Consider the following 23,382-nt stretch of genomic DNA (forward strand, 5'->3'; position numbering starts at 1 on the left):
TGAAGATCCGGTCAGGATCGGGTCCTCACCGTGTCAGGACGCCTACTGTCTACGCCGTGTGCGCACGTGTACTGGTCGCCGAGGACGACGAGAAGCAGGCCGAAGTCCTCCGGCTCTACCTCGAGAGCGAAGGCCACACCGTCGTGCTGGCCCCGGACGGCCGGGCCGCTCTCGACGAGGCCCGCCGCGACCGTCCCGACCTGCTCGTCCTCGACGTGATGATGCCCAAGGTCGACGGCCTGGACGTCTGCCGGATCCTGCGCGGCGAGTCCGACGTCGCCGTGCTGATGCTCACCGCCCGGGCCACCGAGGACGACCTGCTGCTCGGCCTGGACCTCGGCGCCGACGATTACCTGACCAAGCCGTACAGCCCGCGCGAGCTGATGGCGCGCGTCCGCACGCTGCTGCGGCGGACCGCCGCCCGGCGCGAACCGCCCGACACGACGTTGCGCGCGGGCGGGCTGCGGCTCGACCCGGTGCGGCACGAGGTGTCGGTCGCCGGCCGGCCGGTGGAGACGACGCCGGGTGAGTTCCTGCTGCTGGAGACGCTGATCAAGCAGCCGGGCCGGGTGTTCACCCGGCGGCAGCTGCTGGAGCTGACCCGCGGCGACGACCGGTTCGTCAGCACCCGGATCATCGACGTCCACGTGCTCAACCTGCGCAAGAAGCTCGAGCCGGACCCGGCGAAGCCGCAGTACCTGCTGACGGTGTTCGGCGTCGGTTACAAGCTGGCCGCCGAGAATGGCGACTGAAGGTCGCCGGCGCCGCTTCCCGCGGCGCCGCAGCCTGGTCCTGCGGCTGTCGGCCGTCTCGCTGCTCATCGCGCTCGGCTCGATCGCCGCGACGGCGTGGCTCGCCGTGCAGACCACCACCCGCGCGATCCAGCAGGAGCAGGGCCAGGCCCTCTCCGACGACGCGACGATCTACACCGAGCTGCTCGGTTTCGCCGCGGCGAACCACACCTGGGACCAGGCCGCCCCGAAACTGCGGGCGCTGGCCGGGGAGACCGGCCGCCGGATCGTCGTGACCACGATCGACCGGCGGGTGCTCGCCGACTCCGGCGGCGCGCCGGTCACGCTGCCGGTGAAGGCGAGCGCGTCGGTGGACCCGCTGCACGTCGACCCGGTGCTGCTGCCGGGCGCCGGGACCAGCGGCATCGACCCGCGCGCGGTCGGGCCGTTCCGGCTGCCGCCCCGCGAACGGGACGACGTCGCCGCCATGGCCGAGAAGGTCGTCGCCTGCCTGGGCGACATGGGCCTGCGCAGCGACGTGCGGCAGTCGCCGAGCGGCCGGCCGCAGATCAGCTCACCCGACGCCGTCACCGTCCGCTACTTCGCGGCCAAGTGCGGGATCTACGAGCTCACGGCGCCCACGCCGACCGAGCAGGCCGCGCTCGGCAGTCTCGACGACGCCGTGAACGCCTGCCTCGCCCACCAAGGCGGGGAACAGGTGAAGCTCAGCCTCGACTTCGAGGCGCTCGGCGCCCCCGACCAGGGCCCCACCCAGACCTGCGTCGACACGGCCCGGCGGGCGCAGCTCGCCCCGTACGTCGCGCCGCCCGCGCTGCTGTTCACGCTCGGGCCCGGCGACTCGCCGCTGCCGACGTTCACGCTGTCGCGGGAGAACCTGACGCGGATCCTCGCGGTGACCGGCGGGGTGCTGGCGCTGGCCGTGGCGGTCACCGTGCTGGTCTCGACGCGGCTGTCCCGGCCGCTGCGGGCGCTGACCGAGGCGGCGGAGCAGGACCGGCCGGCGCCGGTGAAGTCCCGCGACGAGGTGGGCTACCTCGCGACCGCGTTCAACGACCTCACCGCACGCCGCGAGCGCATCGAGGAGCAGCGCAAGGCGATGGTCAGCGACATCGCGCACGAGCTGCGCAACCCGCTGAACGTCATCCGCGGCCGGCTGGAGGCCGCCGAAGACGGGCACCTGCCGTTCGACCACGCGCTGTCCGCGTCGCTGCTCGAGGAAACCGTGCTGCTGCAGCACATCGTCGAGGACCTGCAGGACCTGGCCGCGGCCGACGCCGGGCACCTGCGGCTGTTCCCGGAGGCCGTGGACGCGGCCGAGCTGGCCGCTCAGGTCGCGGCCGCGCACGCCGACCGGGCCGCCGCGGCCGGCGTCACGCTGAGCGTCGAGGCCGCCGGCGAAGCCCGGCTGACGGCCGACCCGGTGCGCCTGCGCCAGGTCGCCGGCAACCTGGTGACCAACGCCATCCGGCACACCCCGCCCGGCGGCCGCGTCACGATCCACGTCTCGTCCACTGTGGACGAAGTGGTGCTCGCGGTCGCGGACACCGGCACCGGCATCGCCGCCGAGGACCGGCCGCACGTGTTCGACCGGTTCTGGCGGGCCGAGAAGTCCCGCAGCCGCCAGACCGGCGGCAGCGGGCTCGGCCTCGCCATCGTGCGCCACCTCGTGCAGGCCCACGACGGCACCATCGACGTCGAGTCCGAAGTGGACGCCGGGTCGACGTTCACCGTCCGGCTGCCGAAAGCTAACCCTTGAGGCCGCTCTGGGCGAGGCCTTCGACGAACTGACGCTGCGCGACGATGAACACGAGCAGCACCGGCACGACCGTCGTGGTCGCGGCGGCGAGCTGGACGTTCCAGAGGTGCCCGCCGTAGACGTCGACGTACTGCGTCAGCGCCACCGGCAGCGTGTACATGTCCTTGTCGGTCAGGTAGACCAGCGGTTCCAGGAAGAAGTTCCACGTGTTGAGGAACGTGAAGATCGCGACGGCCGCCAGCGCGGGCTTCGCGATCGGCATGGCGACACGCCGGTAGAGCCCGAAGCGCGATAGGCCGTCGAGCCGGCCCGCCTCCTCCAGCTCGCCCGGGATCGTGATGAAGAACTGCCGCATCACGAACGTCGCGAGCACGCTGGGCGCACCGAAGATCGGCACGATGATCAGCGGCCAGTGCGTGTTCGTCAGCCCGAGGTCGTCGACCAGCCGGAACAGCGGGATGATCGTGACCTCGCTCGGCACCATCAGCCCGACGAGGATCAGCCCGAAGAACTTCTCACCGCGGAACCGGATGCGCGCGAACGCGTAGCCGGCCAGCGAGGAGAAGAACATCGTGCCCAGCGTGACCAGCACCGCGATGTACAGGCTGTTGAAGTACTGCTGCGCCAACGGGAAGTCGGTGAACGCGGCCTTGTAGTTCTCCCACTGCGGCTGCTTCGGGAAGAGCTTCGGCGGGTACGCGAGCACTTCGTTGGCCGGCAGCAGCGACGCCGTGATCATCCACCAGGTGGGGAAGACGAACGGCACCGCCAGCACGACCATCACCACGTAGCAGGTGATCTTCGCCCTACGACTCATGGAACACCCACCGCCTCCGCATCCGCCACTGCAGCAGCGTCAGCACCAGGATCACCAGGAACAGCACGACGGCGAGCGCGGCGCCGTAGCCGAGGTCGTGGTTGGCGAAGGCCTGCTGGTAGAAGTAGAAGACGAGGACGTTGGTGCTGTCCGCGGGCCCGCCGAGGGTCAGCACCTGGATCTGCGCGAACACCTGCAGCGCGCCGGCGACCGTGATGATCGCGGTGAGCAGCGTGGTCGGGCTGATCATCGGCAGGATCACCGAGCGGAACCGGCGCCACGGCCCGGCACCGTCCAGTTGGGACGCCTCCATGATGGACGCCGGGATCCCCTGCAGTGCGGCCAGGAACAGGACCATGTTGAGCCCGACGTTCTTCAAAACCTGCACCACGATCACCGACACCATCGCGCTGCCGTTGCCACGCAGCCAGTTCGGCCCGTCGACCCCGATCGTCTGCAGCAGCGAGTTGATCCCGCCGTTGTCCTGCAGCAGGAAGTTCCACACGATCGTCCACGCCACGAGCGTGATGACCACCGGCGAGAAGAAGATCGTCCGGAACACCGTGGTGCCGCGCAGCTTCAGGTTGAGCAGCAACGCGAGCGAGAGCGCCAGTGCGAGGTTCAGCACGACCAGGCCGACGCAGAAGATCGCCGTCGCGCGGGCGACCTTGGGCGCGGTCGGGTCGTCGAAGAGCTTCGCGTAGTTGTCCGCCCCGGCGAACGACGACGTCCCGGCCAGCAGGTTGACGTCCTGGAAGCTGTACCAGACCACGGCGGCCAGCGGCGCCACGACAAAGGCGAGGAAGCCGAGAGCCTGCGGGGCGATGAAGATCCACCCCGCGAGCTCTTCGCGCTTCTTCGACGTGAGAGTCACCGGCTCAGCACCGGGTCGATGGCTTGGCACACCCCGGCCAGCGCGGCGGACACGTTCGCGTCCGGCTTCCACATCGGGTCCAACGCGGACTGGACGAGTGACGCGATCCGCGCGCTGCCGGTGTGCGACGGCAGCACCGCACCGTTCTTGATCCCGTTCACCACGACGTTCTGCAGCTGTTCCTGGCTGAACAACGGGTTCGCCTTGGCGAGGGTGGCCGCGTTGATCAGGCTGTCGCGCGCCGGCGGGAAGTACTGGCCGAGCTTCGCCGAGTTGGCCGGGTCGGTGAAGAACGCCAAGAAGTCCGCCGCGGCCTTGGCGTGCTTGCCCTTCACCGGGACGCCGATCCCGGCTTGGCCGATGACCTGCGCGTTCGCCTTCGGCCCGGCGGGCAGCGGGACGATGCCCCAGTCGAACGGCTTGGCCTTCAGCAGCCCGGCCCGGCTGATCTGCGCGATGGTCAGGCCCGACTCGCCGGCGAAGAAGTCCGCCGTCGTGCCCGGGCCGGGCAGCGCCTTGTCGGTGAAGATCGCCTGGTGCAGGAAGGTCATCGCGGACGTCATCTCCGGCGTCGCGAACCCGCAGGTCTTGCCGTCCGGGCCCCAGGCGTCGGCGCCGAAGCCGCGCCAGACCGAGGCGAGCAGCACCCACTGCTTGTACTCGAACTCGCGCACGACCAGGCCGGCCTTGCCGGTGTCGCGCGCGGCGACCTGGGTGGCGATCTGCTTGGCGGCGTCCCAGGTCCACTTGCCACTCGCGAGCAGCTGGTCCGGCGTCTCGGTGATCCCGGCCTGGGTGAGCAGGTTCTTGTTGTAGAACATGCCGAACGGCGACGTCGAGAACGGGTAGGCGAAGAGGCTGTCGTCCTTGGTCCACAGTTTCGTGGCGGACGGGACGAGCTCGCCGACGTTGTACCCCGCGGTCGCGGTCAGCGTCGGCTTCAGGTCGGTGAGCGCGCCGGACTGGACGAAGTCCGGGGCGTCGCGCTCGAGGATCCACGCGAGGTCGGGCGGGTTGCCGCCGGACATCTGCGTCGTCAGCGCGGCCGAGTACGCGCTCGTGTCGCCCGGGACGACGTCGAACTTCACCGACGCGACCTCGGGGTGGGCCTTGCGGTACTCGGCGGCGATGGAGTCGAAGAGGGCGAGCTGGTTCTTGTCCGTCGTCCAGACCGTCATGCGCAGTGCGACGTTCGTGTCGTCGCCGGCGCCGCCCGAGCAGGCGGTCGAAGCCAGTGCGACGGCGGACAACGCCGCGGCGATGAGCAGCCGGGTTCTCGGGTAGGCCACAATGCCTCCTGGTTATTCGAATTAGCAGCGACGGTAAACGTCTCGTTCGTAGGCTGTCAACAGCCAGTGCGCCTAGTTCTGAGTGTGCACTGTGGAGGGTGCCGCCGCGGTGGCACCCTCGTGGAACGTGCACGGCAGCAGCAGCTGCCGGGGCTTCGGATCCGCGAGCAGCTCGACCAGGACGCGCACCGCGTGCGCGCCCATCTCGTGCCGCGGAATGCGGAACATCGACCAGTCGGTGGCCGTGCTCGGCACCGCGTGCGCCGCCGGCTGCTGCGACGGGTCGGCGTCGCCCAGCACGACGAGGGAAAGGTCGTCGGGCACGGCCAGGCCGAAGTCGTGCGCGCACGCCAGGATGCCGTCGGCCATCGCCGAGCTCTCGACGAGCAGCGCGGTGACGCCTTCGTCGAGCGCCTGCCGCAGCGCGAGCGCCGGGTCGTCGGCGAGGAACACCAGCGGCGGCCGGCGGTGCTTGCGCGCCGCGGCGTCGTAGCCGGTGCGCCGGTCGAGCGTCGGCTCGTTCTCCTCGGTGACGCTCAGCAGGCCGATCTTGCGGTGCCCGAGCTGCCACAGCCACTCGTGCACCTCACGGGTGGCCGCGACGTAGTCGGCGCCGACGTAGCTGATCGGCCCGGTCGGCGACTCGCGGCGGCCGACGAACACGAACGGGAACTGCTCCTCGACGAGCTGCGCGAGCTCCTGCGGGTCGTTGTGCCGGCCGAGCAGGACCGAGCCGTCGGCGATGCGCAGCCGGTTCGTGCCCTGGTCGTAGATGCGGCGGCGCCCGTCGCGGCGGCCACCGCTGGTGAACAGCAGCAGGTCGAAGCCCTGGGCCTCGGCCTCCTCCTCGATGCCGAGCAGGAACGGCCGGTAGAAGTCGGCCACGCCGGACGGGAACACCGACTCGTAGGTGAACACGCCGAGGATCTGGTTGGACTTGCCGCGCAGCCGCCGGCCCATGATGTCCACGGTGTACCCGGTCTCGCGGAGCACCTGCTGCACGCGTTCGCGGGTCTCGGGGGTGATGCGCAGGCTGTCGGAGCCGTTCAGGACCATCGAGACGACGGCCTGCGAGACGCCGGCCAGGCGTGCCACCTGGGCCTGCGTGACCCGGCCCGAACCCGCCGTCATCGATGACTCCCTCCAGCGCGACTGCCGCGGACAATCGGCACAGTACAGGCGGCACTTTCAGTACCCCCGCACTTCCGGCCACCGGCGCTCCACCCCGGCGGCGTCCAGCTCGCGCGCGAACTCCTCGAAGAGCCGGCCGTCGGCCTGCACCGCCCGTGGCTCGACACCCTCGCGCACGGCGAACGCGGCGAGCAGCCCGGCGACCTCGCCGATGTTCCACTCGACCGGGTGCAGCCGGAAGCAACCGTTGGTGATGTGCGTGGTGCCGGCGTTCTTGCCCGCGGGCAGCAGGTTGCGCACCCGGACGGGCACCAGCGCGCCGAGCGGGATCTCGTACGGCACGCTCGCGACGTCGACGTAGTTGTCCCCGCCGGTCGACGGGTGCAGGTCGATCCGGTAGCTCCCGACCCCGACGGCGTCCGCGCGCCGCACCCGGCCGTCGACGCCGAGGATCTCCGCCGAGACGTCGTGCTCGGTGACGGTGGTGACGGCCTTGATCCGCCGCGCTTCGCGGACGTACGCGGACTTCGCGAGGCCGTCGTCGGTGCCGGTGACGTCGTGACGCAGCTTGAGCCCGGGGAAGCCGGTGCCGCCGTCCGCGCGGGGCGCTTCGGTCTGCAGCCAGTACAGGACGGACAGGCTCAGCTGCTTGGCTTCGTGGTGCGCCTCTTTGACGACGGCTTCGTCCGCGTGTCCGGGGATGGTGAGCGCGGGCTTGAGCCAGTAGTCGTTGAGCGGCCAGTTGACCAGGGTGATGTCGGAGTCGAAGGCGCCGTCGGCGTGCAGGCCGCGGGCGAGGATGCGCCGGAACGCCCAGAGCTCCTTGTCCCCCGCGTCGGCGCTCTGGTCGGCGCTGACGGCGAGGGGGTCGCCGGCCGGGTTCGGCACGAAGGTGCGTTTCACGGGCTCGAGCGTCCGGGGGTCGGGGGCGACGAAGCCGAGCAGCGGGCCGGGCCAGAAGTCGGGTTGGTAGTCGCGCCAGAAGCCGTACATCTCGGGCCGGTCGATGACGTGGTGCTCGCCCTCGTGGTGCGAAACGGCGAAGCAGTAGGTGATCCCCTGCAGGTTCGCGGGATCGGCTTCCGCCGGGGCGTGGGGCTCGTCGTGCTCGCTGCGCGCCTCCGCCCCGGTGACGTGCTCGGTGCCGGTGAGCGGCAGGAGGTCGCCGTCCTCGGTGGCGTCGAGGACGTACCGCGCTTTCACGGTGACGCGCTCCCCGTCGCGGCCTTCGAGGGTGACGGCGTCGACGCGATCGCCGCTGGTCACGGCGTCGACCGGCCGGTGTTCGAGGAGGACGCGGATCCGCCCGGCGCTGCGGTGCGGCGCGAGCAGGCTCTCGACGACGGCGAGCGCGACGCGCGGTTCGTGGCAGAGCTTGCTCACCTTCCCGGCGCCGGGGTTCAGCTCGGCCAGGGCGGCGGCCTCGGCACGCAGCGGGTAGTGGCGCCGGTAGTAGCCGCGGATGCCTTCGCGCAGCTCACGGTAGGTGCGGGTGGACCCGAACCGTTCGATCCACGGGTTCTCGTCGGGCGGCACGGCCTGCGCGGTCAGCTGCCCGCCGAGCCAGTCGGTCGCCTCGGTGAGCACCACGCGCCGTCCGGCCTTGGCCGCCGCCAGCGCGGCGGCGACCCCGCCGAGCCCGCCGCCGACGACCAGAATCTCCGTGTCCAGTTCCTTCATGAGCCTTCCCGCATCTCGCCACACTGCCGGAGTAATACGAATTACTCACGGCATACTGCGGGAGTCGGGGCCGCGCGTCAAGAGTGTGGGTCTGCCGCGGCTTGTCGTGAGTGGTTAGGGCGGTTCTAACCGCCCTAACCACTCACGACCCCGCCGCGGCAGAGAGCTAGAGCGGCAGGCCCGCGTAGTTGTTGGCCAGTTCCGTCGCCGCAGCCTCGGACGTCACCGTGCGCTGGAGCTGGGACAGCTGGAGCTGCGCGTCGAAGTCGTCGCCGTGGCGGTGCAGCATCGACGTCATCCACCACGAGAAGTGCGTGCAGCGCCAGACCCGCTGCAACGCCGTCGCCGAATAGGCGTCGACGAGGCTGCCATCGCCCCGGAACGAAGCCGTGAGGGCCGTGGAAAGCAGGGCGACGTCGGCTACCGCGAGGTTCAGGCCCTTGGCGCCCGTCGGTGGGACGATGTGGGCCGCATCCCCGGCCAGGTAAAGGTTTCCGTGCCGCATCGGGGTCGTCACGAAGCTGCGCATCGGCAGCACGCTCTTCTCCGTGATCGGTCCCGTCCGCAACGTCCAGCCCGGGACGCCGAGCCGTTCCGACAGCGCCGTCCAGATCCGGTCGTCACTCCACCGCGCGATGTCCTCGTCCGGCGTCACCTGCAGGTAGAAGCGGCTGACGTGCGGCGAGCGCATGCTGTGCATGGCGAAACCGTCCGGGTGCCACGCGTAGATCAGCTCGTCGGTCGACGGCGCGACGTCGGCCAGCACCCCCAGCCACGCGAACGGGTACGTCCGCTCCCAGACCTTCTGCTGCGGCATGAACTCCCGACTGGGCCCGTGAAAACCGTCGCAGCCGACGACGACGTCGGCGTCGATCCGCTGCGCGCGCCCGTCACCATCCACAAAGGACACCGACGGCGAGCCGGTGACGTCGTGCAGCTCGACGTCGGAGACGGAGTAGAACGCCGGCCGCCCGGCCTTTTCCCGCGCCGCCATCAGGTCCTTGGTCACCTCGGTCTGGCCGTAGACCGTCACCGACCGGCCGGCGAGGTCGACGAAGTCCAGGTGGTGCCGGTGACCCGGCCACTGGAGGTGGATCCCGCGGTGCTCCATGCCCTCGGCGTCGAGCCGGTCGCCGAGGCCGGAGTTCCGGAGCAGCTCGACCGTGCCGGCTTCGAGGATGCCCGCGCGGATGCGCGCCTGGACGTACTCCGCGGTCTGCCGTTCGAGCAGCACCGAGTCGATGCCCTCGAGGCCGAGCAGGTGGGACAGCAGCAGCCCGGCCGGGCCGGCGCCGACGATGGCGACCTGGGTGCGCACGCGGAACGTCCTTTCGACGGCTGGACCCCGAGGATGACGCCGAGAGCGCGCGTCACACCAGGCCATTCTCATTCATTGAGAGATTGTCCGCGAAATACCGCGCGCCGCGGCGAGCAGGGCCGGGATCTGCATCCGGGCGTTCCGGCCGGTGGGGACGATCACCGACAGCGCCGCGACGACGTCGCCGGCCGGCCCGCGCAGCGGCACGGCGATGCCGGTCGTCTCCTCGTCGATGAAGCCCGCGCAGTACGCGTAGCCGTCGCGCCGGACGTCGGCGAGGAACCGCCGCAGCCGCGCGGGCTCGGTGAGCGTGGTGCGGCGGTACGCCGGAAGCGGCCCGGCCAGCACCTCTTCCCGCAGCTCGGCGGGGGCGTGGGCGAGCAGCACGAGCCCGGACGACGACGCGTGCAGCGGCAGCCGCCCGGCCACCCGCGTCACGTTGACGACCGCGCCGGGCGCCGAAAGCCGCTCGACGAACAGCACCTCGCGGTCCTCCAGCACGGCGAGCTGGGTGTGGTGCCCGACGACGGCGTGCAGGTCCTCCATGAACGGCAGCGCCGCTTCGCGCAGCCCGAGCGTCGGCGACGCGCGCGACGCCAGCTCCCACAATCGGACACCCACCCGGACCTGCCGGTCGGGGTCACGCCGCAGCCAGCCGTGCCCGACCAGCTCGTCGATCAGCCGCGACGCCGTCGCGACGTGCAGGCCCGCGCGCCGCGCGACGTCGGACACGCGCAGCGCCGGCGTGTCCGGCCCGAACGTCTCGAAGACGCGGACGACGCGCGAAATCACGGACTCGCCGTGGGCCGGTCTCACCACGTCAGGCAGTGTGCCCCACCCTGAGGCGGGGCACACCGCGACGCGTCACGGCAGGGCGTTCAGGAACGGCTCGTGGCTGTTCTGGAACTCCCAGTTGTAGTACTTGTCCCAGTTGATCGACCACGTCATCAGCCCGCGCAACGCCGGCGACGCGCCGCCGCGCAGCGTGTAAGAACCGCAGCCGGTGCCCTTGGCCAGGCAGGTCACCGCCGTCTGGACGACGGACGGCGCGAGGTAGCCGTTGCCGGCGCTGACCGCCGCCGGCAGCCCGACCGCGATCTGGTCCGGCCGCAGCCCCGGGAAGAACTGGCCGGTGTTCGCCACGCTGAAACCGGCCTTGAGCATGTCGCCCATCGCGATCGGGAAGTCCGCCGCGCCCATGTTGTGGTACTGGTTGTCCAGGCCCATCACCGGGCCGGAGTTGTAGTCCTGGACGTGCAACACGGTCAGCGAGTCGCGCAACGCGTTGATCACCGGCAGGTACGCGCCGGTCCGCGCGTCACCGCCGCCCGAGCCGCCGTAGAACTGGTAGCCGACCTGGACGAAGAACGTCTCCGGCGCCATCGTCAGCACGAAACCCGCGCCGTACTTGGCTTTCAGCGACTTCAGCGCGGAGATCAGGTTGACGATCGACGGCGTCGTCGGGTTGTGGAAGTCCGTGTCGCCGGCGTTGAGCGAGAGCGAGTGGCCTTCGAAGTCGACGTCGAGGCCGTTGAGGCCGTACTTGTCGATGATCGCCGAGACGGAGCTGACGAAGGTGTCGCGCGCGGCGGTCGTGGTCAGCTGGACCTGGCCGTTCTGGCCGCCGATGGAGATCAGCACCTTCTTGCCCTGCGCCTGCTTCGCGCGGATCGCGGCGATGAAGTCGGCGTCGCTCTCGACGTTCGGGCACTCCGCGACCGAGCAGCGGTTGAAGCGGATGTCGCCGGAGGTCACCGACGTCGGCTCACCGAAGGACAGGTCGATGATGTCCCAGGCCGCGGGGACGTCGGCCATCCGGACGTACCCGGAGCCGTTCGCGAAGCTCGCGTGCAGGTAGCCGATCAGGGAGTGCTTGGGCAGCCCCGTGTCGACGCAGCCGGTGGTGCTGCCGGTGGCCGCGGCGGTGCGCGGCGACTCGCCGGCGGTGTTGTACGCGGCGACGGTGTAGCTGTGCGTCGAGCAGGCCGTCAACCCCGTGAGGGTGGCACTCGTTCCGGTGACGGTCGTACGGAGCGTGCTGCCTTCGTAGACGCGGTAGCCGGTGACGGTGCCCGCGCTCGCGCCCCAGCTCAGGGCGATCGAGGAGGTCGTGACGGCGCCGACGGACGGCGTCCCGGGTGCTCCCGGCGTGCCGGGAGTGCTGCCGCCGGGACCGTCGAGGACGACGTCGTCGGCGTAGTAGGTGCCCGCGCCGTACCAGCCGTGCAGGTAGAGCTGGGCCGACGTCTGGCCCGCGGCCGAGGTGAACGACAGCGAAAGCTGGTTGTAGGCGCCCGCGTTGCCCGACCAGGTCGACGCGCCGCCGGTGATGCCGAGGTAGACCGGGTTGCCGCGGACCCACGCGGACACGGTGTAGGTCGTGTTCGGCAGTACGGACACCGTCTGCGCGCACTGGGCGTAGTCGGAGCCGGCCGGGGTGGCGGCCAGCGCGTAGCCGCCGGAGTGCACCGGCGTCGTCACGGCCGTGCCACCCGAGCACGTCCAGCCGGACAGCGAGCCGGCCTCGAAACCGGGGTTGGTGAGCAGGTTGGCCGCGTCGGCGGTGCCTCCGCCGGCCACCAGGCCGGAGAGCGCCAGCGCGAGGGCGGCGAGTGCTGCGGAGAATCTGGAACGCCTCATCGGGTCCTCCAGTGGGGACGCGGTAGCACCGCGGAGAACCATATTGTCTAGACCACTGAGTAAAATGTCCAGACCAACTCGTCAGCGGGCGACCAACAGCCGGGCCACGAGGCGGGTGCGCTTCGCGCCGGCGCGGTCGACCACCTGGACGCTGCGCCAGCCGGGCGGCACCCGGTCGGCGAGCAGCTCCGCCCGCCACTTCCCGGTGCGGCGGACGTGCCGGTCGAACGAGCGCGGCCGCACCATCCGGCCCCGGCTGCGCTGCCCCTCCAGGGCCTGCTCGGCGGTGGCGTCGACGAACAGCAGCCGCATCGAACGCCCGGTCAGCCTCCCGACCACTGCGAGCAGCGCGCGGGTCGACGCCCGCGTCGAGGGTTCGTGGACGACGAGCGGCCCGTCGGCGAAGATGGCCCGCCTGACGATCCGCAGCCGGTGCCCCGCGTGCACGAGCGGCCGGTACCAGCGGTAGGGCACCGCGTCCGGCAGCACCGTCGCCAGCCGCGCCCGGACCTGGTCGGAGTCGAGCACCGGCAGCCCCTCGGCCGCGTGGCGGAGCATGGTGGTCTTGCCCGCGCCGGGCAGCCCGGCGACGACGAGCAGGTCACGCGGGCCGAGCTCGATGACGGTGGGCTCGCTCATGCCCTGACAACGCCCGGCCGAAGGTAATGGTTCCTTTACTTTCGACTCCGGACCGTGACTTCGCCAGTGACCGTCCGCACCGGGCACCCCGGCGGCGGGGCGGCACCACTCCGAGGTGGGACCGGTTCTCACGTCCCGTGTCCACCGTCACCCACTCGCCTGAAAACCCATGCGTGGCACGGCATTCGACGGCCCGGAACCGCTTCGGGTGAAGATCTTCCCCACCTCTTCCCGGCGTCCGGAAAATCCCTATCTTCTGGAAGGGACGCCACGGCCAGAACAGGGGAAAGGCACCATGACCCAGTCGCTGGAACTCCCACTCCAGGAATACTGTCTCGATTGGACACTCACCGGCGACGACGGCGGCCGGGTCGAAGTCACCCTCTCCGGCCAGGTGACCCTGCTCGACAACAACCGGTTCTACAAGATCGACGGCGTCGTCTACGTCGCGCAGGGCGACGCCGACATCCGCGCGGTCGGCAACCCGCGCCTGTCCGTGCGCCGCAACGGCGTCGAGAAGTCCGGGCGCCAGTGGGGCTGGGAGATGTGCTCGGCGCGCAAGAGCCTCGGCGCGCTCAGCACGATGGAGGGCTACTTCGTCCGCACCGGCTACTGGGCGCCCGCCGACCGCTCGATCCAGCTGAGCCTGTGCGCCGAGCTCGGGTGGAGCCGGCGCAAGACCTACAGCCCGAACGTCACCGTCCGGATGATCGACTAGCCACTGATCGACTAGCCACTGTGGACTTGCGCCGGGCCGCCGCGACGACGAACCCGGCCGCGACGGCGCCCGCCACCGCGCACCCGGCGCCGAACCCCGCGGCCGGTTCGTGCACGCGCAGCACCGACACGCACAGCCACACCGCGGCGCCGAACAGCACGCCGAGCACCGGCCCGGCGACCAGCGCGCCCCGCCCGCGGTGGCCGTTGCGGATGTTCCGCAGCACCGACTCCAGGTAGGCGAGCGCGAACAGCGCCAGGATGAGGCTGCCCGCGCCCATCGCGCTGGCCAGCGGGTGCTGCGAGGTGAGCAGGGTGAACGTCTGGGTGACGGTCCCGGTCTGGATGGTCGCGGTGACCGCGCCGCCGACGATCCACCGCGCCAGGCCCGGCAGCTCGAGCTGGGCGGTGAAGCCGTTGCCGGCGGCCTTCGCCGTCGTCTCGGCGGAGCCGAGCGGGATCCCGGCGGCGGTCAGGTCGAGCGCGATCCGGCCGGGGTTGCCGGGGCCGGTCACGGTCAGCGGCTTGCTCAGGTCCACCTCGACCGGCGCCGACACGGGCGCGTCGCCCAGTTTCAGCGTGGGCGACGCTTGGTGCGGCAGCCGTTCCGGGGTGAGCAGCGTGAGCACGACCAGCGCGATGAGCGCGGCGGCCGCGGCGAGCCGGAACCACAGCGTCGCCGCCGACGACGGCGTCACTTCTTCGGGCACGGGCTGCTGCTGCGGAATGCGCGTGGCGGACAACGTCGGGTCCGGCGCGGGCCGCTGGACCGGCCGCGTCCGGGCGTCGACCGGCGGGGCCGGCGCGGTCGGCGAGTTGAGCCCGGAGATCACCCGCGGCGTCAGGTGCAGCACCGGCACGCCGGCGCGTTCGAGCCAGCCCGGGCCGTAGACGGCGGTGGCGGCGCCGGCCAGGTCGGCCGCGAACGCCTCGGCCTCCCGGTAGCGTGACTCGGGTTCGCGGGCGAGGCTGCGCATGATCACGCCCGCGATGGGCATCGGCACCCCCGCGATCGGCCGCGGGTCGGTGAACATGTGCTGGCGCATCATGCTGATCGCGCCGCGCGTGTTGTCGAACGGCAGCTGCCGGGACAGCAGTTCGTAGAGCACCGTGCCGGCCGCGTAGACGTCCGCTGCCGGGCTCAGCGCGTTGCCCATCGCCTGCTCCGGCGCGATGTAGGCCGGGGTGCCGAGGATCTCGCCGCCGTGCGTGACGAGCGTGGCGCCTTCGCTGATGACGCGCGCGATGCCGAAGTCGGCCACCTTCATGACGCCCTGCGTGCTGAAGAGCAGGTTCCGCGGCTTGACGTCGAGGTGCAGCACGCCCGCCCGGTGCGCCGCGTGCAGCCCGGCGAGCATCGCCAGGCCGATCGCGCACGCCTGCTCGCCGCTGACGCCACCGCCGTGGAACCGGCTGTGCACGGTGCCGCCGTCGAGCCGTTCCATCACCAGCAGGTGCTCGCGACCGGTGCGGACGTAGTCGTACACCGGCACGATGTGCGGGTGGTCCAGGCTGGCCAGCACGCGGGCCTCGCGATCGAACAGCTCGCTGCTCGCGGCGTGGTTGAGCACGTCCCAGGGCAGCTGCTTGATCGCGACGCTGCGGCCCAGCGTCCGGTGCGTCCCGGCGAACACGACACCCATGCCGCCTTCGCCGATCTCGGCGCCGATGTCGTACTGCGGGAGCGCGGCGATCAGGTCCGCCGGTGCGCTCATCGGCCGAGGTCCCGGGTCGCGGGCACGCGCATCCGGACGGTCTGGTCACCGACGGTCTCGTACTCGGGCTCGGGGGCCGGCTTCACCGGGTTGGGGGTCAGGTAGCCGAGCAGGAACGCGATCGCCGCGGCGCCGAGCACCACCGGGATCTCGATCGCCGGTTCCGGCGGGACCAGCCGCAGCACGGACAGCGTGATCACCGCGACCAGGCCGGTGCCGAACCCGGCGGGCAGGAACCGCAGGCCGCGGCGCCAGCGGTTGGCGGCCAGGCGGTGCCGGGCCAGCGCGAGCAGCGCCGTCAGCCAGGCCAGGATCGTGAGCACGAGCATCGCCAGGCCGAAGACGCCGTAGACCGACCAGAACGAGCCCCGGACGTCGGCGACCGTGGTCGCCTCGCCGAGCGTCACGCGCCCGGCGTCGAGCAGCTCGACCGACGACGGCAGCAGCCCCGTCGCCTGCCCGGACAGGTCGCCGAGGTCGAGCACGAACGTCCGCGTCGCGCTGCCGCGCGCCGGCACCTCGAATGGCGCTGTCGTGTCGTAGGCGAAGAAGGTGAGCGCGAGGGCGACGCCGGACACCCGCACGCTGCGGACCTTCACCGGCGCGTTGCCGGTGTTGGTGGCCACGACCTCGAGCTTGACCTGGCTCGCCGGGTCGATCGGCACGGTGGCGTCCGCGATCGGCCGATCGTCGATCGACACCTGCAGTCCGAGCGAACCCGACTCCGCCGAGGCGGCCGGTGCGCCGAGCAGCACCGCGCACAAACCCAACGCAACCCCCGCCGCGATGACACGTCCCATTGGGCATCCCCTACTTGCGTAATCCAGTTGGTCCGGGATGCTACAGCGAGCACACACCTGGGGAGGACGTTCCGATGCGTTACGTGGTTCGGTTGTTTTTCGGCGCGGTGACCGGAGCGTTGCTCCTGGTCGTGTTCGCGTCCAACGCCAACGCACAATACACTTCTTCGGTTGGTTTGAAACCGTCGAGCGGACCGGCCGGAAGCTCGTTCACCATTTCCTGGAGTTTCTACCCCTGCAAAGGCGCGGTCACCTTTTCCTGGAACGGCACGCCGATGTGGTCCACGCCGGCCACCCTGCAGACCACTAGCGGCACGGTCGCGGCCAAGGTGCCCGGCGGCGCCCAGCCCGGCACCTACCCCGTCACCGGCACGTGCACCAACGCCCGCACCGGCGGGCCGTTGAGCGCGGGCAGCCGGTTCACCGTGACCGGCACGACCACCACGACCCCGCCGCCACCGCCGACCACGACACCGGTCACGCCGCCGCCCGTGACGACCAAGCCCTCGAAGCCCGGGACCCCCACCACGACCCCGCCGTCGACGACGACCACCCCACCCACGACCACCAGCACACCGCCGACGTCAACCACCCCCACCACACCCGGCGCCCCGACGACGACCAGCACCGTGCCGAAGCCGGGCGAGCTGGTGCTCGACCGGCCGAGCGTCCAGCCGGGCGACGAGCTGTCGGCGTCCGGGAGGGGCTGCGAGCCCGGCCGGATGGTGACGCTGATGGCCGACGGCGCCGAGGTCGGCTCCGCCTACACCGACAGCACCGGCGCCTTCACCGCACCGGTCCAGTTCACCCGGATCGAGGCCGGCCCGCACACGGTGGTCGCCGAATGCGGAGTGCGGCTGACGGGCACGGTCGACCAGGTCGTGACCCGCTCGTCCGGCGGGCAGACGAGCACCCTGGTGATCCTGGTGTTCTTCGTGCTGGCCGGCATCGCGGTGATCCGCTTCCCGTAAACGCCCCGGCAGTTGTTTCCTTCGATACGGGGAAAGGCTCGCCGATGACTTGGACGGAAAGCGAGCGGTTCCGAACAGGTCGTCCGCGAATCCGAGCCTTACCGCGGACTTTCCCGCGCCTGCGCCTTTCACCCGGGAATGAGTGAAAGGCACAGGCGTCAACACCGAAACCGCGCAGGGAAGCCGCACGAAGGCCACGGTCACACTGGGAACCGCAGGGCACACCGCTACCGAGCCCGACGACGCTCCCGCAGACCGGCACCCCACTTGCGTGACCCCGACTTATCGGACCAAAACGACACAACAGGCACAGCAAAACGTCTGAATCCTCCCCTTTTCGGGAGCGTGCCGCTGAAGTCCCGGTGAATTTTCCTACTCCCGACGGCCTCCGTAGTGGTTTTACGGGCGTTAGGCTCGCATGATCCGTGACCGGGAATGGTCCGATCGAGTGACGGGAGAGCGCGCGTGCCGGGGTCAGTGCGTACCCGCTGGATCGTGGCGGTGGTCGCCCTCGCCGTCGTGGCCGGCGCGGTCGTCGTGTTCTGGCCACGCGACGCCGAGGCGCAGGACCCGGAGATCGCCGTGTCGCGCTCGTCGTGCGGCACCGGCTGGGCGGCCCCGAAGCCGGGCCCGCAGACGTTCCGCGTGCACAACACCGGCTCGGTGACCGCCGAGGTCGACCTGATCGACCCCGCCACCGGCGTGATCTACGGCGAGATCGAGGGACTGGGCCCGGCGACCACCCGGCCGCTGCAGGTCAACCTGGGCAACGGCAGCTACGCGTTCCGCTGCCTACCCGAGGACGCGGGCGCGATCGTCGGGCCGACCGCACAGGTCAGCGGCGGCGCCGACCGGACCGGCCCGGGGGTAGCGCCGGTGACGCACAACGACCTGCTCGGCCCGCTCAAGGCGTACCAGGCGCACGTCACCTCCGGCCTGGGCGAGCTGGTCACGAACACGGGCGCGCTGAAGAACGCCGTCCACGGCGGCGACCGCGCGGCGAGCGAGACGGCCTGGCTGACCGCACACCTGACCTACGAGCGCCTGGGCGCCGCATACGACGCGTTCGGCGACACGGACGGCGCACTCAACGGCACCGCGGACGGTCTACCCGGCGGCATCAGCGACGAAGGCTTCACCGGCTTCCACCGCCTGGAGTCCGGCCTCTGGCACGGCGAGGACCTAGGCGCGCTCGCCGGCGTCGCCGACCAGCTGGACACGGACGCCCACGCACTGCAGACATCGTTCGCCGACAGCCAGGTCGACGGCAACGACCTAGCCCTGCGCGCGCACGAGATCATGGAGAACACGCTGCAGTTCGAACTGACGGGCCGCACGGACTACGGCAGCGGCACCAACCTGGCCACCGCCCGTGCCAACCTCGACGGCACCCGAGCTGTACTCGACGTCCTGCGCCCGCTCCTCACACCGCGCTACCAGCAGCTGCCCAAGCTGGACAGCTGGCTGACTCGCACGCAGACAACACTGGACGCCGCGCATCGCCCCGACGGGACGTGGACCCCGCTGGCCCAGCTGGACGTGAAGCAGCGACAGAAGCTCAACGCCGACGTAAGCGAGCTGACAGAGCTGCTGGCCCCGATAGCGGCAATCGCCGAGCCGAGGAGGGTCTCATGACCCACCAGCCTCGCTGTCCCGCGCCGCACCCCACCTCCGCGGTCCCGCCGACGCCGACCACTGCCGGCGCTGAACCGAGGAAGGTCCTGTGACCGACCAACCTCGCCGTCCCGTCCTCGCCCGGCCGCCGGCACCGACTCACCGCCCGCGCCGAACCGGGGAGGGTGGCATGACCGACCAACCTCGCTGCCGCGTGCCGCACCCCACCGCTGCGGACCTGCCGACACCGATCACCACCGACGCCGAACCGGGGAGGGTCTCGTGACCGACCAGCCTCCCTGTCCCATGCCACACCCCACCGCCGCGGACCTGCCGACACCGATCACCACCGACGCCGAACCGAGGAGGGTCCCGTGACCGACCAGCCTCGTTGTCCCGTGCCGCACCCGGCCGGTGGACTGCCTCGGCGTTCGTTCCTGCGCCGGGCCGCGATGGGCGCCGGCCTGACCGTGGCCGCCGGGGCCGGGCTCGGGGCGTCCGCCGCCGTCACCGACAGCACGTCGCCCGTTCCCTTTCATGGCGCCAACCAGGCCGCGATCCTGCGGCTGCCCCCGACCCAGACGGTCATCGCCTCGTTCGATGTCGTCGCGGAGTCGAAGGCCGAGCTGACCGACCTGTTCCGCGCCATCACCGACCGGACCCGGTTCCTCACCGGCGGCGGCGCGCCGGCCGCGCTCGGCATCACCGGACCGCCCGCCGACTCCGGAGTACTCGGCCCGGTCGTGCCGGGTGGCGACCTGGGCGTGATCCTCGGCGTCGGATCGTCACTGTTCGACGACCGCTACGGCCTGGCGAAGCTCAAGCCCGCCAAGCTGAAGCCGATGACAACGTTCCCGAACGACGCCCTCGACCCGGCGCAGTGCCACGGCGACCTGAGCCTGACGCTTTCCGCGAACGCCAACGACACGGTGCTGCACGCCCTGCGCGACATCACCCGCGCCACCCGCGGCGGCATGCAGCTGCGCTGGCGGCTGAACGGCTTCAGCTCGCCGCCGAGGCCGTCCGGCACGCCGCGGAACCTGATGGGCTTCAAAGACGGCACCGCGAACCCGGAAGGGTCCGAACTGGACAGCCTCCTGTGGACGACCGGAGCCGGCGAACCGGCGTGGGCCGCGGGTGGCAGCTACCAGGTCATCCGGCTGATCCGGATGCTGGTGGAGTTCTGGGACCGGGTTTCACTGGCCGAGCAGGAGAACATGTTCGGCCGCCGCCGTGACACGGGCGCGCCGCTCGACGGCACCGACGAGAAGGACGTCCCCCGCTACGCCGACGACCCCATCGGCACGGTGATCCCGCTGACCAGCCACATCCGCAAGGCCAACCCGCGCACCCCCGAGACCGACAACAGCCGGATCCTGCGGCGCGCCGTGAACTACGACCGCGGCGTCGACAGCAACGGCAACCTCGACATGGGCCTGATGTTCGTCTGCTACCAGCAGGACCTGGAGCGCCAGTTCGAGGCGGTCCAGACCCGGCTGGCCGACGAGCCGCTGACCGACTACATCTCCCCGTTCGGCGGTGGCTACTTCTTCGCGCTGCCGGGCGTAACGAGCCCGGACGACCACTACGGCCGAGCATTACTGACCTGACACCGTTCCCCACCACCACGAAACACCAGGAGGAATCCGAAGTGGACACCCGACCCCGCCGGCGGCGACGCGGCCTGCTCGGCGCCGGGGCACTCGCCTCGGTCGCCGTGCTGGCCGTCGCCACCGGTTCCGCGGCGACCACCGCGGAAGCCCAGCCGCTGCACCCGTACCCGGCGCAGTGGATCCCCACCTCGACGCCGATCAAGCACGTCGTGGTCATCTTCGGCGAGAACATCGCCTTCGACCACTACTTCGGCACCTACCCGAACGCGGCGAACACGGACGGCACGCCGTTCCAGGCCGCGCGCAACACCCCGAAGGTCAACGGCCTGGACCACAAGCTGCTGACCGACAACCCGAACGCGTACAACCCGAAGCGGCTCACGCACGAGCAGGCGCTGACCTGCGACCAGAACCACAACTACGGCGCGGAGCAGGCCGCCTTCAACGGCGGCAAGATGGACAAGTTCGTCGAGAAGACCGAGACGGACAAGTGCACCGGCCAGCCCGTGCTGTTCGGCGAGCCCGGCCTGGTGATGGACTACTTCGACGGCAACACCGTCACCGGCATGTGGAACTACGCGCAGCACTACTCGCTGAACGACAACTCGTTCGACGCGAACTTCGGGCCGTCGACCCCGGGCGCGATCAACCTCGTCTCGGGCAACACGCACGGCGTCCAGGCCGTGAACCCGGTGACGCACGAGCCGGTCAGCGACGCCTACGCGGTCCAGTCGCCGGACGCGAACGGCGTCGGCACGATGATCAACGACCCAGACCCGGCTTGGGACGACTGCTCGGACAAGAATCACACGAGCACGGACAACCTGGCGACCATGCACGGCCGCAACGTCGGCGACCTGCTCAACCAGCGCCACGTGACGTGGGGCTGGTTCCAAGGCGGCTTCCGCCCGACCGGTTCGGCCAACGGTTACGCGGTCTGCGGCACCACGCACGCCAACATCGGCGGCGCCGCGGCGGTGGACTACAGCCCACACCACGAGCCGTTCCAGTACTACCCGTCGACGGCTAACCCGAAGCACCTGCCGCCGTCGTCGGTCCAGGCGATCGGCCAGACGGACCGCGCGAACCACCAGTACGACGTCGCGGACTTCAACGACTCCCTGCAGGCCGGCTCGATGCCCGCGGTGAGTTTCCTGAAGGCCCCGGAGTACCAGGACGGTCACGCGGGCTACTCGGACCCGCTGGACGAGCAGCAGTTCGTGGTCAGCGAAGTCAACAAGATCCAGCAGTCCCCCGACTGGCGCTCGACGGCGATCGTCCTGGCCTATGACGACTCGGACGGCTGGTACGACCACGTCTCGTCCCCGGTGATCAACGGTTCTCACGACGCTTCGCAGGACCAGGCCGTCTGCACGGCGAAGAAGACAACACTGGGCGGTTACGCGGACCGCTGCGGCTACGGACCGCGGCTTCCGCTGATGGTGATTTCCCCGTACAGCAAAGTGAACCACGTCGACCACACGTTGACGGACCAGACCTCGGTGCTGAAGTTCATCGAGGACAACTGGTTCGCAGGCCGCATCGGCGACAGTTCGTACGATTCACGGGCGAACTCGATGTCCAACATGTTCAACTTCTGGTGGCCTCAGGCGTCGAAGCTGACGCTCGACCCGAAAACCGGGGCCGTGGCACATCGGTAGTTTGTGATGCTGGACGGGCTCGTGGTCAGGCTGGCCGCGAGCCCGTCTTGCTGTTCAGGGCGCGGACGGTCGGCTGCCGTGTCACCTGAGTCCGAACGGTGACGTCGAGGCCAGCGAGTGACTGCTGGCACGGTCCGCTGGTCGGCCTGGGACCCGTCCACGTTCGGGAACCCACCGCCGATCAAGCCGCCCTGGACTGCGGACTGTCGACGTCGTTGTGCTCGGGTTTTCGGCGCCGGTCATCGGACGTCGGCGGGGTGGACTCCGCTAGGCCGTCCGGGGTGATGTGGATCTGCCAACCCGACCTGTGCAGCAGACGGTGGTGGTAGCTGCACAGCTGGACCGGACTTTCCCAACTCGCCAGGCCGTCCTCGGACTGCTGTCGGATGTGGTGGCCCTGGCACTGGCGGGGTGGTCGGTGGCAACCATCGAACGCGCAGCCTCGGCCACGCAAGTGCAGGGCTCGGCGGAGTCCCGCCGTCATCAGGCGCCGGAGGCGGCCCAGGTCCTGGGACTCGCTCTCGCCGTCCAGTACCGCGGAGATGGTGCTGCCGTCGCACGCGTGGATCAGGGCATCCGCCGCCGGGATTTCGCCTGCGTCGTCCAGGCAGGTCGAGCCAGTGGCGGTTTTCCGGCCCGCGATGGATACCGTCACGCGCGTGGGGGCTCGTCGGCCGGGCTGGCGCGGGAGTTCGAGAGAGTTCAGAGCCAGGTCGATCACGTCCGAGAACGCGTCGCCGAAACGTTCCCTCGGAGAGCGGGGGTCGTCGGATCGGCACTCGGTCAGGGAATCCAGCATTGCATGGGCTCGAGTGCCGGTCTCGTCGTCGAATCGGCCGTGTAGCTCCCAGACGCCGGTTCTCTTGCGCCGCAACGACAACTGGCGCTCGGGAGTCGGCGGAGATGTGTCGACCGGGGCGAAGTGGCCCAGCAGGTGCGTACCCAAAACGGCTACCTGTCTTCGGCCCGTTGTCCGGGCCAGCGTCACCAATTCGCGTTCGGCATCCGCTCGATGCTCGTCTGGGATCTGGCGCACTGTTTCGAGGATCGTGTTGATCGCCGGGTTGCTCAGCCGGCCTTCCCGGGCCGCCGCGGCGGTGGCAGGGGCCAGCGCGGGATCCGCGTTCAACTCTCGCGCCCGCCGCATCAGCTTTCCTGCCACACCAGCGGAAATGTCCGCCCGGTCTGCCAGAAAGCGCGCCACTGAACGGTATCCGAACAGCTCGTCTACGCCGCGGTGCTCGATCTCGACCAGCACCGCGCCCAGTTCCGCTTCCGCACAACGGATCCGGGTCACCAACTCATCGACGCGGTCGGCTAATGCCACCGCGTCGGCCTGCCACATCCGGTCGTCGTCCACACCATGAACACTAGCCCAGGATCGAACACCCGTTC

Annotated in this window: 19 protein-coding genes; 7 read left to right on the forward strand and 12 right to left on the reverse strand. The window is 70.6% G+C overall.

The window, feature by feature from the left end; translation table 11 throughout:
- Positions 1-56: 56 nt before the first annotated feature.
- Together OHS58_RS27905 and OHS58_RS27910 are read left to right on the forward strand one after the other, a co-directional pair.
- Positions 57-752 carry a response regulator transcription factor gene (locus OHS58_RS27905; RefSeq protein ID WP_326958469.1) on the forward strand — a complete coding sequence of 232 codons (696 nt, stop codon included), beginning with the start codon at positions 57-59 and terminating at the stop codon, positions 750-752.
- Positions 742-2,508 carry a sensor histidine kinase gene (locus OHS58_RS27910; RefSeq protein WP_326958467.1) on the forward strand — a complete coding sequence of 589 codons (1,767 nt, stop codon included), beginning with the start codon at positions 742-744 and terminating at the stop codon, positions 2,506-2,508. The genes OHS58_RS27905 and OHS58_RS27910 overlap by 11 nt, the downstream gene beginning before the upstream one ends.
- Here the strand turns inward: OHS58_RS27910 and OHS58_RS27915 are convergent.
- The 9 genes from OHS58_RS27915 to OHS58_RS27955 all read right to left on the reverse strand — a co-directional run bounded on the left by OHS58_RS27915 (position 2,498) and on the right by OHS58_RS27955 (position 12,896).
- On the reverse strand, positions 2,498-3,325 hold the full coding sequence (locus tag OHS58_RS27915; protein WP_326958465.1) for a carbohydrate ABC transporter permease: 828 nt from the start codon (positions 3,323-3,325) through the stop codon (positions 2,498-2,500). The genes OHS58_RS27910 and OHS58_RS27915 overlap by 11 nt on opposite strands.
- Positions 3,315-4,199 (reverse strand): carbohydrate ABC transporter permease, encoded by an 885-nt coding sequence (locus OHS58_RS27920; protein ID WP_326958463.1) that lies wholly within the window; start codon positions 4,197-4,199, stop codon positions 3,315-3,317. The genes OHS58_RS27915 and OHS58_RS27920 overlap by 11 nt, the downstream gene beginning before the upstream one ends.
- Positions 4,196-5,488 (reverse strand): ABC transporter substrate-binding protein, encoded by a 1,293-nt coding sequence (locus tag OHS58_RS27925; protein WP_328644536.1) that lies wholly within the window; start codon positions 5,486-5,488, stop codon positions 4,196-4,198. The genes OHS58_RS27920 and OHS58_RS27925 overlap by 4 nt, the downstream gene beginning before the upstream one ends.
- Positions 5,489-5,560: 72 nt before the next feature.
- Positions 5,561-6,619: a LacI family DNA-binding transcriptional regulator gene (locus OHS58_RS27930; protein ID WP_328644537.1), complete on the reverse strand. Its 1,059-nt coding sequence runs from the start codon at positions 6,617-6,619 to the stop codon at positions 5,561-5,563.
- A gap of 57 nt (positions 6,620-6,676) precedes the next feature.
- Positions 6,677-8,299 carry an FAD-dependent oxidoreductase gene (locus tag OHS58_RS27935; RefSeq protein ID WP_328644538.1) on the reverse strand — a complete coding sequence of 541 codons (1,623 nt, stop codon included), beginning with the start codon at positions 8,297-8,299 and terminating at the stop codon, positions 6,677-6,679.
- Positions 8,300-8,465: 166 nt separating this feature from the next.
- Positions 8,466-9,617: a 4-hydroxybenzoate 3-monooxygenase gene (locus tag OHS58_RS27940; RefSeq protein ID WP_328644539.1), complete on the reverse strand. Its 1,152-nt coding sequence runs from the start codon at positions 9,615-9,617 to the stop codon at positions 8,466-8,468.
- A 72-nt stretch (positions 9,618-9,689) separates the two neighbouring features.
- Positions 9,690-10,433, reverse strand: coding sequence for an IclR family transcriptional regulator (locus tag OHS58_RS27945; RefSeq protein ID WP_326951640.1), 744 nt, complete (start codon positions 10,431-10,433; stop codon positions 9,690-9,692).
- A 48-nt stretch (positions 10,434-10,481) separates the two neighbouring features.
- Positions 10,482-12,257 (reverse strand): chitinase, encoded by a 1,776-nt coding sequence (locus OHS58_RS27950; protein ID WP_328644540.1) that lies wholly within the window; start codon positions 12,255-12,257, stop codon positions 10,482-10,484.
- Between the two features lie 81 nt (positions 12,258-12,338).
- Entirely contained in the window at positions 12,339-12,896 is a 558-nt protein-coding gene (locus OHS58_RS27955; protein WP_328644541.1) for an AAA family ATPase, read from the reverse strand.
- A 295-nt stretch (positions 12,897-13,191) separates the two neighbouring features.
- Between OHS58_RS27955 and OHS58_RS27960 the strand changes: the two genes are divergently transcribed.
- A complete protein-coding gene (locus tag OHS58_RS27960; protein WP_326943983.1) occupies positions 13,192-13,614 on the forward strand; it encodes a hypothetical protein in 423 nt (140 codons plus the stop codon).
- On the opposite strand, the gene OHS58_RS27965 is transcribed toward OHS58_RS27960, so the two are convergent.
- Positions 13,592-15,328, reverse strand: coding sequence for a serine/threonine-protein kinase (locus OHS58_RS27965; protein WP_328644542.1), 1,737 nt, complete (start codon positions 15,326-15,328; stop codon positions 13,592-13,594). The genes OHS58_RS27960 and OHS58_RS27965 overlap by 23 nt on opposite strands.
- Positions 15,325-16,128: a hypothetical protein gene (locus tag OHS58_RS27970; RefSeq protein ID WP_247056774.1), complete on the reverse strand. Its 804-nt coding sequence runs from the start codon at positions 16,126-16,128 to the stop codon at positions 15,325-15,327. Before OHS58_RS27970 ends, OHS58_RS27965 begins: the two co-directional genes overlap by 4 nt.
- 275 nt (positions 16,129-16,403) lie before the next feature.
- Here OHS58_RS27970 and OHS58_RS27975 point away from each other — a divergent pair, with 275 nt between their 5' ends.
- The 4 genes from OHS58_RS27975 (at position 16,404) to OHS58_RS27990 (ending at position 21,987) form a co-directional block, all read left to right on the forward strand.
- Positions 16,404-17,099 (forward strand): hypothetical protein, encoded by a 696-nt coding sequence (locus tag OHS58_RS27975; protein WP_247056776.1) that lies wholly within the window; start codon positions 16,404-16,406, stop codon positions 17,097-17,099.
- A 495-nt stretch (positions 17,100-17,594) separates the two neighbouring features.
- Complete coding sequence (locus OHS58_RS27980; RefSeq protein WP_442875472.1) at positions 17,595-18,734, forward strand: EfeM/EfeO family lipoprotein; 1,140 nt, start codon at positions 17,595-17,597, stop codon at positions 18,732-18,734.
- 431 nt (positions 18,735-19,165) lie between these two features.
- Positions 19,166-20,323 carry a Dyp-type peroxidase gene (locus OHS58_RS27985; protein WP_328649871.1) on the forward strand — a complete coding sequence of 386 codons (1,158 nt, stop codon included), beginning with the start codon at positions 19,166-19,168 and terminating at the stop codon, positions 20,321-20,323.
- Between the two features lie 41 nt (positions 20,324-20,364).
- The gene (locus OHS58_RS27990) at positions 20,365-21,987 is read left to right on the forward strand and encodes a phospholipase C (protein WP_326958447.1); all 1,623 of its coding nucleotides are present in this window, start codon (positions 20,365-20,367) and stop codon (positions 21,985-21,987) included.
- A 181-nt stretch (positions 21,988-22,168) separates the two neighbouring features.
- Here the strand turns inward: OHS58_RS27990 and OHS58_RS27995 are convergent, their stop codons facing one another.
- A complete protein-coding gene (locus tag OHS58_RS27995) occupies positions 22,169-23,347 on the reverse strand; it encodes an HNH endonuclease signature motif containing protein (protein ID WP_328644543.1) in 1,179 nt (392 codons plus the stop codon).
- Positions 23,348-23,382 lie beyond the last annotated feature (35 nt).

The organism is Amycolatopsis sp. NBC_00348 (assembly GCF_036114655.1).
GTDB lineage: Bacteria > Actinomycetota > Actinomycetes > Mycobacteriales > Pseudonocardiaceae > Amycolatopsis.

Coding starts and splice junctions, on each gene's coding strand:
- OHS58_RS27935 (WP_328644538.1), bottom strand. CDS start 8,299: ATGAAGGAACTGGACACGGAGATTCTGGTCGTCGGCGGCGGGCTCGGC.
- OHS58_RS27985 (WP_328649871.1), top strand. CDS start 19,166: ATGGGCGCCGGCCTGACCGTGGCCGCCGGGGCCGGGCTCGGGGCGTCC.
- OHS58_RS27930 (WP_328644537.1), bottom strand. CDS start 6,619: ATGACGGCGGGTTCGGGCCGGGTCACGCAGGCCCAGGTGGCACGCCTG.
- OHS58_RS27970 (WP_247056774.1), bottom strand. CDS start 16,128: ATGGGACGTGTCATCGCGGCGGGGGTTGCGTTGGGTTTGTGCGCGGTG.
- OHS58_RS27955 (WP_328644541.1), bottom strand. CDS start 12,896: ATGAGCGAGCCCACCGTCATCGAGCTCGGCCCGCGTGACCTGCTCGTC.
- OHS58_RS27915 (WP_326958465.1), bottom strand. CDS start 3,325: ATGAGTCGTAGGGCGAAGATCACCTGCTACGTGGTGATGGTCGTGCTG.
- OHS58_RS27965 (WP_328644542.1), bottom strand. CDS start 15,328: ATGAGCGCACCGGCGGACCTGATCGCCGCGCTCCCGCAGTACGACATC.
- OHS58_RS27950 (WP_328644540.1), bottom strand. CDS start 12,257: ATGAGGCGTTCCAGATTCTCCGCAGCACTCGCCGCCCTCGCGCTGGCG.
- OHS58_RS27910 (WP_326958467.1), top strand. CDS start 742: ATGGCGACTGAAGGTCGCCGGCGCCGCTTCCCGCGGCGCCGCAGCCTG.
- OHS58_RS27960 (WP_326943983.1), top strand. CDS start 13,192: ATGACCCAGTCGCTGGAACTCCCACTCCAGGAATACTGTCTCGATTGG.
- OHS58_RS27975 (WP_247056776.1), top strand. CDS start 16,404: ATGTGGTCCACGCCGGCCACCCTGCAGACCACTAGCGGCACGGTCGCG.